5 protein-coding genes are annotated in these 15751 nt (G+C 43.7%); 3 read left to right on the forward strand and 2 right to left on the reverse strand.

Annotation, left to right across the window (positions count from 1 at the left end):
* Positions 1–11: 11 nt before the first annotated feature.
* Both QUA24_RS04785 and QUA24_RS04790 read right to left on the reverse strand, forming a co-directional pair.
* Positions 12–3518 (reverse strand): glycosyltransferase, encoded by a 3507-nt coding sequence (locus QUA24_RS04785; protein WP_333227637.1) that lies wholly within the window; start codon positions 3516–3518, stop codon positions 12–14.
* Positions 3519–3638: 120 nt separating this feature from the next.
* The gene (locus tag QUA24_RS04790) at positions 3639–6185 is read right to left on the reverse strand and encodes a glycosyltransferase (protein ID WP_333227639.1); all 2547 of its coding nucleotides are present in this window, start codon (positions 6183–6185) and stop codon (positions 3639–3641) included.
* A 160-nt stretch (positions 6186–6345) separates the two neighbouring features.
* Between QUA24_RS04790 and QUA24_RS04795 the strand changes: the two genes are divergently transcribed.
* The 3 genes from QUA24_RS04795 to QUA24_RS04805 all read left to right on the forward strand — a co-directional run bounded on the left by QUA24_RS04795 (position 6346) and on the right by QUA24_RS04805 (position 15744).
* Positions 6346–8664: a tetratricopeptide repeat protein gene (locus tag QUA24_RS04795; protein ID WP_333227641.1), complete on the forward strand. Its 2319-nt coding sequence runs from the start codon at positions 6346–6348 to the stop codon at positions 8662–8664.
* 183 nt (positions 8665–8847) lie between these two features.
* The gene (locus QUA24_RS04800; RefSeq protein ID WP_333227643.1) at positions 8848–10140 is read left to right on the forward strand and encodes an ATP-binding protein; all 1293 of its coding nucleotides are present in this window, start codon (positions 8848–8850) and stop codon (positions 10138–10140) included.
* A 342-nt stretch (positions 10141–10482) separates the two neighbouring features.
* Entirely contained in the window at positions 10483–15744 is a 5262-nt protein-coding gene (locus tag QUA24_RS04805; protein WP_333227645.1) for a PAS domain S-box protein, read from the forward strand.
* Positions 15745–15751 lie beyond the last annotated feature (7 nt).

A 15751-nucleotide genomic window follows, 5' to 3' on the forward strand; every position in this document is an offset into this window, starting at 1 on the left:
ATAACTCAGTTTTAACGAACGGATGACAACACTTCAAAACCCTGTATTGATTCTATCACTTGTTGCCACGAACGCGAGTTAATCAGCTCGTTGGTATCGAACGTAACTCCTTTTTCCGCAGCTAAAATACCAAAATTTTTCACCCAATCAAAGATAGTTTCTGTGGTAAAATAAGGTGTGCAAGCCCAAGCAGATTGCAAATTATTCACCATCTCGGACATATGTCCCCGATCGTAAGCCTCCCAAGCTTTCCACACTAAATAATAGTATTTCACCAGGCTATCCACTTGCTGTACCTGCTTTTTGAGTTTCGGACTAATAGAGAAACTGTCGCTCTCATCGTCACTTACAAATGCCTGTTCAATTATTTCTCCATATTCCCGAAGCATCCGTTCTTCTTTGAATAGTTCTTGGGCTCGCGCTTTGCACGCTTGTCCTGCCAGCCTGCGCGCTTCGGGATTTTCTGCCCATATTTCGAGCGTTTCTACCAACTCTTTTACTGTTCCTGCTGGATGGATTGTAGGATCGGGTAGTAGCTTTCCCGTATCTCCCAATTCTTCGGGAATACCGCTGACGGCTGTGGCAATTACGGGCAATCCTTTCGCCATTGCTTCCATAATTGCTAGCGGCATTCCCTCAGCTTCGGAAGATAAAATAAAGATGTCGCTGGCGTCGAGCCAATCGGCAATATCCCAGCGCTGTCCTAAGAATTTCACCTGTTCTTCTACTCCTAATTGGCTCACAGTTGCTCTTAATTCAGGTTCCATATTGTCGTGAGTAGTAGACCCAGGCCCGGCCCAAACAAAGTAAATTTGCGACCAAATCGGACTATTTTTCAATTGGGCGATCGCCTGCAATTGATACTGATATCCTTTGATTGGAGTCAATCTCGCCGCCGTAAAACAAACAACAGCATTTTCGGGGATTCCTTGTTCTTGACGCAGGCGTTGGCGACTTGAAAGATTCTGCGGCTCAAAATAACTATTTGGTCTGCCATAATAGATTACTTTTCCCCGTTCGAGACGTGCTTTAAATAGACTTTGAAACAAGTTTAAATTCTCGTGGGAAACTGCTACTGCTGCTTTGGCTACCATGTACTGGTAGGCAACTGCATCGAAATAGGGAATTTGATCGCCGCGATCGAAGGTCTCATAATTGCGATTGATATAACCCAGACTGATTATGTACGGTATATTTTGCTCGATCGCAACTTGTTTAGCTGCAAAGTTAGCCATCGGCCAGCCGTCACTAAATATAATTAAATCCGGTCGAGCCTGGGCGTAAATCTTTTGAGCATCATCTAAGTTGTAAGCAATTCGTAAAAACTCCTTCATCGTGTCGAACTCTAGCCAAATATGTTCAATACCTAGTTTTTTTTGTTCGGTAATTAAAGGGTTAGAAGCTTGACTTTGAACGCTGGTTACTCGGTAGCCATCGGCAGCTAATTTACACATCAGGGAGTGGTTAAACTGAGCCAAACCGCCGACTCCTGAGTCTTCTGTGTACAGGAGTACGTGCTTTGTCTGCTGCCGAGAAAGCGAACTGGCGGTCGATTGGAACTGATAAGGATTGTTCGCTGCGATCGCCACTATGTCTTGCCATTCCTGTAAATTGGTTAAGGCATAGGCATCAAAGTTGTAGCCGTACTGTTCTGAAACCCCCTTAAAAGTTTCCAGCCAATTAAAAACAGTTTCAGTGCCTGTCAAATGAGTATAATACAGAGATTTTTCCAGACATTCGACCATTTCTGCCAAATATCCATCGCGGTACATCCGCCATGCTATCCATACGAAACACTTGTAACGTTCCGCGCGTTTCAAGTCACGGATGTGCGGAGGTAAGTCTGGCCGCGCGAAAAATTGCTCCATCAAAATTTCCGTATTTTTCATTAATTTGGAGCCGTTAGACATGATATTGCTTTCGTGCTGACGATAGCAGGTTAATATCTCTTTTAACCAAACTGACTTGCAGCCTTTTAAACCTAAACGTAGGACAAAATCTAAATCTTCGGTTGGCGGCAAGCGATGATCGAAACCCCCCAAGCGTTCCCACCACTCTCGCCGCAGCATCATGGCGCTGGGACGCACGGATTTGTACAAAACAAAACTTTCTAAATCTAATTTGGGTGCTTCTTCCCAAGGCTTTACTCCATAGAGGCCTTGCTCGTTTTTGTCAACAATAACCCAACCTGTTTGCACCATATCTAATGTGGGTTCAGCGTCAAAGCAAGCTACTTGTTTTTCTAGTTTTTCTGGTAAGAAGAAGTCGTCAGCATCTAGAAAAGCTAAAAACTCCCCTTTGGCTAACTTACAAGCATGATTTCGAGCAATGGCTGCTCCTTGATTATCTTGATAGATATATTGAATTAAATCGAGGTAAGGTGCTAAAACTTTGCGAGTGTTGTCAGTTGAGCCGTCGTCTACGACAATAATTTCCCAGTTTTCATAAGTCTGGCTGAGAACACTTTCTACGGCTCTGACAATGTAGCGCTCGCAGTTGTAAGCCGGAATGATGACACTGACACGCACTTTTTGGGGAGGAATTATCCTAGCCATTAACTGTTTCCATTCAGGTATTTTTCTGAGAGCCAGGCCATCAATTGGGCAGCCGTAGGTGTTAGAAATTCCGATAAGGCGCTTTACCCAATCTATTATAGTTAGTGTCAGCGAGGACGGGGTATAATCCAAAGATTTTTGCAAATACTCAGTCATTTCTGCCGGATAACCGCTGTAGTAAAGTTGCCACGCCATCCATGTCAGAGCTTCATAAAAAGCCTGCTTTTCTAATGGGCGGATGTCCTCTGGCAAGTCGGATCTACTGAATAAATTTTGCTTTAACTTAATACTAAGGTTAGCCTGTTTTAGCGCTCTCTGGATGGACACATTTTGCCCGTGCTGGCGGTAGCATACTGTCACTTGAGGCAACCAAGCAGCTTCGCAGCCAGATAGTGCTAAACGCAAGATTAAGTCGGCATCATCTACTGAATCATACTGAGAATCAAAGCCACCAACTCGTTCCAGCCACTGCCGCGAAAACATCATGGCGCTGGGAAGTAGGGGCATATAAACAATCCAGGTTTTTAAGTCTAGCTGAGGCAAGTATTCCCAGGGTGTGACATCGAAAATACTTTCGCCTTGCTCTTTAACCATTCGCCAGCCACTATTAACAATTCCTAGTGATGGCTGAGCGTCAAATAACGCAACTTGTCCAGCTAACTTATCGGACAAGAAAAAGTCATCTTGATCTAAAAAAGCAATTAATTCGCCTCGGGATTCCTCAATTCCTCGGTTGCGGGCGGCAGCTACTCCTTGGTTTTCCTGATAAACATAGCGAATTTTGTCAAAATAAGGCTGCAATGCTTGGCGGGTGTCGTCGGTTGAGCCGTCGTCTACGACGATAATTTCCCAGTTTTTATAGGTTTGGCTGATGACGCTTTCTACCGCTTGCGCGATATAGCGAGATCCATTATATGCTGGGATAATTACACTTACTCGCGCTGTCGGATTTGAAATTGACATGAATTTTATCTGTGATAAGGAATGGTTCGGGAACGGATTCTGAAACGGATGTAATAGAGGTCAGGAAGAAGGAAAAAGAAAGAAGAAGGAATTCTAAGTTAAGAAGGTAAATCTGGTATTTTAACCTGCATAAAATACAGATTCAATTCCCTGTACTTCCTCGACTAATTGTTGCCATTCTCCTGAATTAATTAGAGAATATGTATCTAAAGTATGCCCTTTAGCTGACGAAAAATTGCCAAAATATTCTACCCAGTTTAATAGCGTTTCTGTATTCAAAAAAGGTGTGTATTTTAAAGATTCTTTAAGCGACTTCTGCATTTCGCTTTGATCTTTTTCACAGTAAGCCTGCCAAGCCTTCCATACTAAAGAGCTGTAGTTGACCAGGTTTTCTATTTTCGCTATTGACCTCTGCACCTCTTTTTTAGTAACAAAGGGATCTGTTTGGCGATCATCGCAAACTAAAGCTTTTTCGATCGCCTCCATCGACTCTGCCAACATCCGTTCCTCTTTAAACACTTGCTCGGCCCGCTGCTTGCAAGCTTGACCGATTTGATGGCGTAATTCTGGATTCATTGCCCAAGCTTCTACAGTTTGCGCCAATTCCCTCGCGGTTCCCTCTGGATCGGTATTCGGATCTGGCAACAATTTCCCAGTCTCGGCAAGCCCTTCAGGAATGCCGCCCACAGCCGTTGCAACTACCGGCAATCCCTTAGCCATCGCTTCCATAACTGCAAGAGAAGGTGCTGCATCTGCTAGAGAAGTCAAAATGAATATGTCGCTAGCATCCAGCCAATCTAGGATATCCCAGCGCTGTCCGATCGCCTTCACGCGATCGCTCACTCCTAACTCTTTAGTAGTTTGCCTCAATTCTATTTCTACATTATCAGCGCTTCCCTCACCCGTTCCTGCCCAGACAAAATACAGTTTAGACCACACAGGAGACTGCTGCAACTGCTTGATTGCTTCGATCTGATATCGGTGTCCTTTAATCGATGCCAATCGAGCCGATGTGAAACAGACAATCGCATCTTCAGGAATTCCTATTTCTTGTCGCAGGCGTTGACGAGCCGCAGCATTAGGAGGTGCAAAATATTCAGGAGAACGCCCCAAGTAAATCACTTGTCCTCGCTCTTTCGGCAACTTGAAATGTTGGCACAATAAATTCAAATGTTCGTAAGCGCCAACAATCAATGCTCTAGCTTGCAGGCAGTGGTAGAGCACTCCTTCTACATAAGGCACTACATCCCCGCAGGCAAAAGTTGCGTGTTCTGGCATAACTAATCCCATCACCATCATGTATGGTATTCCCATTTCAATAACTACCTGTTTAGCTGCAAAATTGGAAAATGGCCAACCATCGCTAAAAATAATCATATCCGGTTGATTGCTAGCAAAAAGCTCTCGTGCATCCTGAGTATTTCTTAACACCCGTTGTAAATCTTTATGGCCACTAAAATCCAGCCACAAGTGCTCTATACCTAACTCTCGTTCTCGCTCAAGCAAGGGGCTAGAATATTTGGTTTGCACGCAAGTGACTCGATACCCTAATAAGGCTAACTGACAGAGAATGGCATGATTGTATTGCGCTAATCCTCCCACACCCGGATCGTCGGTGTTGTAGAGTAGAATGTGGGCTTGCCTTTTTGAAGGTGTGGGAATAGAACTCTGTTGAGATTGGGGTGGATTAGCCATCACCATCTGAATTATTTCTTGCCATTGGGCTAACTTACTCAGCGAATAAGCGTCAAAATTTTCACCATATTCTTCAGAAGCCATCTGAAAACTTTCCAGCCAATTCAAGACTGTTTCTGTGGGCGAAAAATGCGTATATTGCAATGACTCTTCTAAACACTGGGCCATCTCTGTTAGATGACCGTCGCGATACATCCGCCATGCCAGCCACTTTAAGCATTGATAGCGTTCTGGGTTTTTTAACTGCCGGATTGACTGAGGCAAATCGGGTCGAGCGAAGAATTTTTTCATCACAATTTCTATATTCTTCATTACGCGAAAACCGCTTGACATGAGATTAGAATTGTGCTGGCGATAACAGGTAAGTGTCTCTTCTAACCAAACGGCTTTGCACCCCTTTAAAGCTAAACGCAAGGCAAAGTCTAAATCTTCTGCTAGTGGCAACTGAGAATCGAAACCCCCCAATTTTTCCCACCACTTTCGGCGCAGCATCATCGCACTCGGTCGCACGCATTTATATAGAATCAAGCTTTCTAAATCTAATTTAGACGCTTGCTGCCAAGGCTTGACAGCAGAAATCTCTCGCCCGGTTTCATCGACGATAACCCAACCTGTTTGCACGATATCTAAGGTGGGGTCAGCGTCAAAGCAAGCTAGTTGTTTCTCTAGCTTGGATGGCCGGAAATAGTCATCGGCATCTAGAAAGGCTAAAAACTCCCCTTGTGCTAGTTGGCAAGCAATATTTCTAGCGGCTGCTACTCCTTGATTTTCCTGGTATATGTAGCGAATTCTGTCAAAATAAGGCTGCAATACTTGCTGCGTGCGATCTGTGGAACCATCGTCTACAACTATAATCTCCAAATTAGTAAAAGTTTGACCTAGGGTGCTTTCCACCGCTTGTACGATGTAGCGATCGCCATTATATACAGGTATAATTACGCTTAATTGCGGTGTTTGAGTAGCTGTTGACATTATTTAGCTCGCTGTTAACCTATGATTATCTAGTTTAGATTAATGTGGCGGACATTCATTATTATTCTGTGTTCGGTTGCTCTACTTACAAAAACTTGAACTTTGGCAAAGTGTAGCATATAATTTTACATGGAATGATAACTCAAAAGGAAAATAAAAAATGAATTCGGAAACGGCGCAGGTGAATTTTCAGCAACAGGCAGAACTTTATTTAGCTACAGGCAACTTCGATCGGGCGATCGCACTTTGCCAACAAGTTTTGGCATCTGAACCCCACTCTGCAGAGACTTGCAAGACCTTGGGGAAAGCGCTGCAAGCTCAGGGTAAACTAGAAGACGCAAGGTATTGGTATAAAGTTGCGATCGCCCATCAACCCGATTTTGCCGAAGCTTTTGCTAACCTCGGCACTCTCTCCGCTACTTTGGAACAGTGGCAAGAGGCGATCGCCTGTTACCAAAAAGCCATCTCCCTGCAACCAAACTTTGCAGGATTTTACCGTAATTTGAGCCGGATATTTACCCAAGTCGGTCAAGCTGAAGAAGCAGCAGACTGTTGGTATCAAGCACTAATCGTGGAACCGATAGAAATAGCAGAAGAATATCTCGATTTAGGTAATACTTTGCTTGCCCAAAATAAGCCAGATAAAGCGCTGACTTGTTACCACCGCACGATTTATTTAAACCCCAGCTTTTGCGAAGCTTATTGCAAAATAGCCGAAGCGGCTAGCGAGCTAAAGCAGTGGGACGAAGCTATCGTTAACTACCGCAAAGCTATTCAACTCCAGCCGGAGATTTCGGAGTTTCATTACAAATTAGGCAATGTTTTGCAAGCTAAGGAACTCTGGCGCGAAGCGGAGGCTGCCTACCGAAAAAGTATTGATTTAAATCCCAATTCTTTTTTGTCATACTACAACTTAGGCAGCGTGCTGCTCAATTTAGAAAAATGGGAAGAAGCTGCGATAGCCTACCGCACGGCTGTTGAAATTAACCCGGGTTTTTCTTGGTCTTACTACAGCATCGGTGCAGCTTGCGATCGATTAGAAGAATGGTCTGAATCCGCCGCAGCTTACCAGCACGCTACTGAAGTAGACCCAAATTTTTTCGCAGCTTTTCACAAGTTAGGAGATGCACTTTTTAAGCTAGAAAAGTGGTCAGAAGCTGAGGCTGCATACGAACGGGCGATCGCACTAAATGCAGATTTATTTTGGTCTCATTATAACTTAGCTTTGACTTTAGTTAAACTTCAAAAGTTTGCAGACGCAGCACTCGCTTATCGGCGGGCGATCGCACTCGATCCAGAATTCTCTTGGACTTACCACAATTTAGGAGAAGTGCTGTTAAAAACCCAACAGTGGAAAGCCGCAGCTACCGCTTACCAACGTGCTATAGAACTTAATCCCACTATTTCTTGGTCTTATTACAATTTAGGCGATGCTTTTAGTGAAAGTCACGCATGGAACGATGCTGTTTCCGCCTACCTTTGTGCGATTCAAATCGAGCCGTCTCTACCGGGAATTTACATAAAATTAGGTGCGGCTCTAATTAAAAGAACTCTGGTAGATTCAGATGTAGCAACTAGCTACTATCACCACGAAATGCAGCCGCCACACGCTCCTGAATTTTACTGCGAAATCGCTCAAAAGTTTGCCGAGAGTGATCGGCTTAACGAAGCCATAATGTTGTACTTGATGGCATTAGAAATTAGACCAAAAGATCCAGAAATATCCCCAAAATTAGAGGAGATTTTAGAAAAACAGCGTCAAACAGGGGAATGTACTCTATTATTAGAGTTAGAGGCTAAGGATATTCGAGATCGCTACATTGCCCGAGTAGTCAAAGGCAAGACTTTTGCAGAAGTCGGTGGCTTGTGGGGAACTGTCAGCGAAAAAGTATCCGTAGCTAGCAAATACGGTGCAGTTTCTCTGACAATGATTGATGCCATGCCGGCATCCCTCAACTGGTGGCAAGATTTTCACGATCGGATGACCAGTTTAAATATTGCTAATTATCACTGTATCAATCAAGATATCACTCAGATTCAACTTGCAGACATTGGCGAACCTTACGATGTAGTTCACTGTGCAGGAGTTTTGTACCATCACCCCCATCCGTTGCAGATTTTAGTTGCCTTGCGTCAGATAACTCGCGAGCATTTAGTTTTCACTTCAGCTATTACCCAAGAAGTTATAGAGAATGAGTTAGGACGCTATGAACTTCCCCCTTCTGGAGTAATGTTTATTCCCGCTTTGGACGACGCCGAACGAGCTATTTTAACAGCTTATTGGCAGCTATACATCAACAACAACCCACTTATAGGGATAACTGAGAAAGCAGTTTTTGACATGAACAATTTTGCGGCGTGCTGGTGGCTGCCTACAGCTACTGCTTTAGAAGCTATGTGCGAAGTCGCGGGATTTAAAGTTTTAGACAAAGGATTGACTTGGAGCAATAATGCTCTGACTCTGCTGCTGGGGATTTGAGGATTGCTAAACGAATAATAAGAGGACTTGCTTGTGCACAAACGGCTAAACACCCGGTTTATGAGCGGATTCCTCGTTTTATTTCCCCAATATTCCTACTAGAAACCGGGTGTTTTTCGTAAGTCCTAAATAAAATAGCTGCCAACATCTTTTGTGAATAAAACAGGAACTGGGAAATAATCAATGAACAATCAGCAACCAGGGACGCCGTTAGGAAACATTTTAGTAGTAGACGATACAGCAGAAAACCTGCGTCTGTTGTCTACGATGTTGACTCAGAGGGGATACACCCCCCGCTGCGTGATTAACGGAAAAATGGCTTTGAGAGCCTGCAATTCTAATCCACCAGATTTGATTTTGCTCGACATAATGATGCCGGAAATGAACGGTTATGAAGTTTGTCAGCACTTAAAAGTAGAGCCTAAAACTCGCGAAATTCCGGTAATTTTTATCAGCGCTAAAGATGAAGTTTTCGACAAAGTAAACGCATTTGCTGTGGGAGCTGTTGACTATATCAGCAAGCCATTTCAGTTTGAAGAAGTGCTCGCCCGCATCGAAAGTCACCTTAGCCTGCGGAATTTACAAAAGCAGCTAAAAGAACAAAATATGCTGCTGCAAGAAGAAATCACGAGCCGCTTAGCAGTGGAAAAAACTCTTCAGGAAAAAAACCAAATCTTGCAACAAGAAATCAGCACCCGTCGTGCTGTTGAAAAAGCTCTGCAAGAGCAAAATTTGGTACTCCAACAAGAGATATCCCACCGCCAGCGCGCCGAATCTGCTTTATTAAAATCTAACCAAGAATTGGCGCGTTCAAATGCAGAACTAGAACAATTTGCTTATGTGGCTTCTCATGACTTGCAAGCGCCTTTAGCAACCATTGCTAGTTACGCTCAACTTTTAGAAAAACGCTACAAAGACCAACTCGACAGCCAAGGTAGTAAGTTTATCGGCAATATCGTTCAGGGCTGCACCCGAATGCAAACTTTAATTGACGATTTACTCGAATATTCGCGCGTTGGCCGGAGTCGGAAACCTTTTGAAATGACAGATTGCAATCATGCAGTCGAGCAAGCACTCGCGAACCTGCAAGGGGCAATCCGCGAGAATAAAGCCGTTGTCACCTACAGCGAATTACCAACGGTAATGGGGGATAGTTCTCAACTCGTACAGCTATTTCAAAATTTAGTCAGCAATGCGATTAAATATCGCCACGATGCACCGCCTGTGGTTCATATTGCCGCTTGTAAACAGGAGGAAAACTGGTTAATTTATGTCTCCGATAATGGAATTGGGATTGCTCCCCAGCATGAAAAACGTATCTTTCAAATTTTCCAGCGATTGCACACTCAAAGAGAATATTCTGGGACAGGTATTGGTTTAGCAATTTGTCAAAAAATTGTGGAACTTCACGGCGGATGTATCTGGGTAAAATCGGAACCAGACCAAGGTTCAACATTTTACTTTACTCTCGCTTAATTGAGACATAACTTCGGCCACAGCTATAAGCTATAAGGGAGGTAAAATTAATTACTTTCTATATTCTAAATCCTAACCTAGAAGATATAATTTAGAAGGTAATACTATTGAATATAGCCGATGAAAGCAGTAAACAATTGGGAAAAAATGGGACTATCGGGGTGGGGATATGGGCTATAGTTGCATTTTTTTAATTGGTATAAATGCCCAGTTATAATAAAAATTATTTTGCGTTGACAGTCTAGTTGGTGCGTGATATAATTTTAATTATTAAACAAAATTTTTGTAGCGCTTGCTTACCCTCCCTAATCTGACGGTCAATGTATGTGTACGTGCAATTGAATGACTGCCCTGAAAATAAAAGGTAGAATTCAAGTTGGTTTAACATTTTCTGGATTAATAAATATTATGAAAGCAGTTTTTAACTTAGCTTTGCCTCCTATCTGCTTTAAAGTTCTGTTAGTAGAAGACAACCCTCATGAAGCTGAGCTGATTGAAGATTTGCTGTCAGAAATAGGTGGCTCGCAGCGTATAGTGCTGACGAAAGTAGAGCGTCTCAGCGAAGCGCAGCAGCGATTGAATCAAGAAACTTTTGACATAATTTTATTAGACCTTTCATTGCCAGATAGTCTGGGAATCGAGACGGTAGCTCGGGTACAAGAGTACGGGGTAAATGTGCCGATCGTAGTTCTGACCGCCCAAAACGACGAAGAACTTGCCCTGCGGTTGATTGCGGTCGGCGTACAGGATTATTTGGTAAAAAGAAAAATTGACAGCGAACTGTTAATTCGATCGCTCCGTTACGCCATAGAACGCCAGAACAGTCAAGATGCTTTGCGAAAAAGTGAAGAAAAATATCGCTCGGTGGTGGAAAATTCCCTGATCGGCATTGCCATCATCGCTCCAATTATTGACAGCGAAATTCCTCTAAATTGCCACTGGATAGAAGTTAACGATGCCCTGTGCAATTTGCTGGGCTATGAGCGCTACGAACTCGTGCAAAAGAATTGGCTAGAGTTGACTCATCCAGAAGATTTGGAGGCTAATTGTGAAAATTTTTCTCAGATGTTAGCAGGTAGGCTCGACGGTTACATTTTAGACAAAAGGTGGCTCAGAAAAAACGGCGGAATAGTTCACACGCGAGTTTCCCGGCGCTGCATCCGTCGCCTGGACGGGTCTATCGACCGGATAATCGAAGTAGTGTTGGACGTGAGCGATCGTTACCGCTACGAAGCCAAACTGAAAGCGTCAGAAGAATTTTTAAACCACACCATAAATGCTACGCCAGACCCAATTTTCGTCAAAGACGAGCAACACCGCTGGATGATATTAAATGATGCTTTTTGTCAGTTGGTCGGTCAATCCCGGCAAGAACTGATCGGCAAATCAGATTATGACTTTTTTCCCCAATCAGAAGCTGCTGTTTTTTGGACAAAAGATGAAGAAGTATTGACAACTGGTATCTGCTTGGAAACCGAAGAAAAATTTACAGATTCGGCAGGGAAAGAACACATAATTTCTACAAAAAAAAGCGTCTTCCAAATAGCAGATGGTAGTAAAGTAATAGTGGGTACAATTAGAGATTTTACCGCATATAGGCAGCAACAAAAAGCCCTGGAACAAAGCGAAGCTCGCTTTCAAAAATTGGTAGCTAATCTGCCGGGAATAATTTATCAATTACGAATGTCCGCCACTGGAAAGATGTCTTTCCCCTACATCTCTTCAGGCAGCCGGCAACTCTACGAATTAGAGGCAGAAGCAATAGAGCAAAATGCGGAACTGATTTCCAGCGGAATTCACCCAGACGACCTCTTAGATTTAAAAGCATCGATCGCAATTTCAGCAACTACGCTGGAACCTTGGCAGCAGCAGTGGCGGCAGACTTTACCATCTGGAAAAGTTAAGTGGCTGCAAGGAGCTGCGAGACCAGAAAGGCTCACTAATGAGAGCAAATCTGGCAGCGCAGGCGATATTCTCTGGGACGGTTTAGTGATGGATATCACTGAATTAAAGCAGGCACAAACAGAGCGCGATCGTTTTTTTACCATATCCTTAGACTTGCTTTGTATTGTAGGTTTTGACGGTCATTTTAAACGTTTAAACCCAGCTTGGTCAACAGCTTTAGGCTACAGTATTAGTGAATTGTTTGCCAAGCCAATGATCGAATTTGTTCATCCAGACGATCGAAAAGCTACCGCAGCGGAAGGAGCCAAACTAATTGCGGGTACGTCCAGTATCTCCTTTGAAAACCGCTACATCTGCAAAGACGGTTCTTACAAATACTTCCTGTGGACGGCATCGCCATTTAGCGAAGAAGGTTTAATCTACTCAGTCGGTCACGACATTACCTCTCGTAAACAAGCAGAGTCCCAACTCCAGCGACAATCAGTAGCAATGGCCGCTGCTTATGACGGCATCGCCATTTTTAATAACAATAAAGAATGTATTTATTCCAACGACGCTTATCTCAAAATGTACGGCTTGGCTAGCCCTAGCGAACTGTATGGGAAGCAATGGAAAATGCTCTACAGCAAAGCAGAAAATTTATTTTTTGAACTACAAATAATGCCGATGCTCCTGCAAAATGGGTACTGCAATATAGAAGCTATCGGTGAGCGCCGTGACGGTACTAAGTTCCCTCAAGAATTGTCGCTGACCATGCTTGTCGGTGGCGAAATAATTTCTATAGTCCGCGATATAACTAATAGAAAACAGGTAGAATCAGCCCTGCGATCGAGCCAGCGTCGCTACCAAACTTTAGCAGAAGCATCGCCAGTTTGCATATTCCATACCGATACCTTGGGAAATTGCCTTTATGTGAATAAACGGTGGAGCGAAATTACGGGATTAAACCCAGGAGTAGCAGCAGAAATAGGCTGGATGAATGCCATACACCCCGATGATGTCGAGCGAGTAAAAAATGAATGGCATCTAGCAATTTTTGAGAAAATTCCTTTTAAATCAGAATACCGCTTTCAGCGTCCAGACGGTCGGGTAATCTGGGTGATCGGTCAGGCAATTGCAGAAATCGGAGACAAGCAGGAAATTAAAGGCTATATCGGCACTATTACTGATATTAGCGATCGCAAACAAGCAGAATTAGATTTGCTGCGAGTTACTCAAGCGGTGGAAAGCACCAGCGATGCGATCGGCATTGCTGACTTGACAGGGCGATCGCTCTACCACAATCAAGCTTTTGTTCAACAGTACGGCTACACCGCAGAAGAACTAAACACAGCAGGCGGATTAACAGCAATTTACCCCCAAAGTAATGTGCTGCTAGAAATGTTTAAAACGATCCGTAAAGGCAAATCTTGGCAAGGCGAACTCAAAATCAACACTAAAAACAACAAACTGGTAACAACTTTATTTCGCGCCGACGCCATTAAAGATGAAACTGGTCATTTAATCGGGTTAGTGGGAGTAATTACCGACATCACCGAACGCAAACAAGCGGAGATCGCCCTGCAGCAGCAATTAAGGCGAGAACGGCTGGTAGTTGCCATGCTCGATCGCATTCGCTCCTCCCTAAACTTAGAAGAAGTCCTGACAACTGCTGTCGAACAAGTGCGGCAATTTTTGCAAACAGACCGCACAGTTATTTACCGCTTTAATCCCGACTGGAGCGGTATTGTAGTTGTCGAATCTGTAGCCAAAGATATAGTTTCGCTGCAAGATTTTGACTATTTGGATACGTGTTTTAGAGATAAATTTGTTGATATTTACCAGCAAGGAAATATTCGCGCTATAGAAGATATTTACGCGGAAAATATGAGTGAATGTCACATTAAATTCCTAGAAAAATTTGAAGTTAAAGCTAACTTAATAGTGCCAATTTTACAAGCACGAGAAAGCATTTCCCAAGTCCAACCGACGGCAGAAAATCAGCTCTGGGGACTCCTGATCGCTCACGATTGCAGTGGCCCCCGTTCCTGGGATTCCTCAGAAATAGAATCTCTCCGGCAATTGTGCGTGCAATTGGCGATCGCGATCCAGCAATCGACGCTATTTCAACAAGCAAAAACGGAAATTGTCGATCGCAAACTTGCAGAATCTGCCCTCCAACAAGCTGCATTAGCTGCTGAAAGCGCCAACCGCGCCAAAAGCGAATTTCTTGCGAATATGAGCCACGAACTACGCACGCCTTTAAACGGCGTTTTAGGTTACACTCAAATCCTCAAAACCGACAAAGACTTAAGCTCTGATCACCAAGAAAGTCTGAGCAATATTCAACAGTGTGGTCAACACCTGCTGATGTTAATCGACGATGTTTTAGATCTTTCCAAAATTGAAGCTAGAAAAATGGAACTCTACCCGGAAGAGTTAAATTTTCTAAATTTTACGAAAAACCTTGCTGATCTCTTTCAGATGCGGGCGTCTCAAAAAGAAATTTTATTCCATTACGAACAAGTCTCTCCCCTGCCTAGCGGCGTTCGTGTCGATCCAAAAAGATTGCGCCAAATTCTCATAAATTTACTCAGCAATGCCGTTAAATTTACTAACACCGGCGGTGTGACTTTCAAAGTCGGCTATGTCGGCACAGGGGCCTGGAGTCGAGGGCAAGAAGAAAATTATGAGTTCTCGACTTTGAGTTCGGAACTGAAAGAAAACTATATGCGCTTCGCCCACAATCCGATCGCAGCCAAACACGCTTTAAAAATCCGCTTTCAAGTCGAGGATACCGGCACGGGAATAGACCAAAGCAAGTTAGAAGAAATATTTTTGCCTTTCCACCAAGTAGGAGGCAATACGTTTGTTGAAGGTACAGGTCTCGGACTCTCGATTAGCCAGAAATTAGCGAAACTAATGGGTGCCGAAATTCGCGTCCACAGCACTTTGGGAAAAGGCAGCACTTTTTGGGTAGATTTAGAATTGCCAGCAGCTAAACGGTACTTAGAGGTGTCTCCTTTGCAGGAAAAACGCTGGCTTGTCGGTTTTGTCGGCAACAAGCAGAAAGTGCTAATCGTGGATGACAATCAACTGGATCGCGATTTGTTGTGCAGGCTGCTGCTGCGTTTGGGGTTTGAGGTTGCAGAGGCCCAAAACGGTCAAGAATGCCTCTGCAAAACAGTTGAATTTCAACCAGATATCATTTTAATGGACTTGCGGATGCCTGTAATGGATGGCTTAGAAACGGCAAGAAGACTGCGGCAGTTGCAGGAAGTAAAAGATGTTGTGTTAATCGCTATGTCAGCTAGCGTTTTCGAGGCTACGCAGCAAGATAGCATCCTCGCAGGGTACGATGCTTTTCTTCCCAAACCGATCGAAGCAAATCACTTTTTGGAACAGTTGCGCGTGCGTTTGGGACTAGAATGGATTTATGGGGAATCTTCGGAAAACAAAAAGCGCAAACATCCCAGTTTGTCACCAGCCTCTGATTTTCCTGCTTATTCTTCTCTGTTACCTGCAGCTTCTGAGTCGGTAGTAAAACTTTTGAAACTCGCAGCTATGGGCGACATTGAAGAAATTTTTGATGAGAGTGCTAAGCTGGAGAGTTTAGAACCTAATTTAATGCCGTTTGTCTCGAAGCTGCGCCAACTTGCTAAGGGATTTCAGCTCAAACAAATTCGGAATACTTTAAAGCAATATATCGATGGTCAGTAGTCAGTAG

The sequence above is a fragment of the Microcoleus sp. Pol12B5 genome, from assembly GCF_036701335.1.
Lineage (GTDB): Bacteria > Cyanobacteriota > Cyanobacteriia > Cyanobacteriales > Microcoleaceae > Microcoleus.

Excerpts from the sequence above, each read along its gene's own strand:
- QUA24_RS04785 (WP_333227637.1), bottom strand. The coding sequence starts at position 3,518 with ATGTCAATTTCAAATCCGACAGCGCGAGTAAGTGTAATTATCCCAGCA.
- QUA24_RS04790 (WP_333227639.1), bottom strand. The coding sequence starts at position 6,185 with ATGTCAACAGCTACTCAAACACCGCAATTAAGCGTAATTATACCTGTA.
- QUA24_RS04795 (WP_333227641.1), top strand. The coding sequence starts at position 6,346 with ATGAATTCGGAAACGGCGCAGGTGAATTTTCAGCAACAGGCAGAACTT.
- QUA24_RS04800 (WP_333227643.1), top strand. The coding sequence starts at position 8,848 with ATGAACAATCAGCAACCAGGGACGCCGTTAGGAAACATTTTAGTAGTA.
- QUA24_RS04805 (WP_333227645.1), top strand. The coding sequence starts at position 10,483 with ATGACTGCCCTGAAAATAAAAGGTAGAATTCAAGTTGGTTTAACATTT.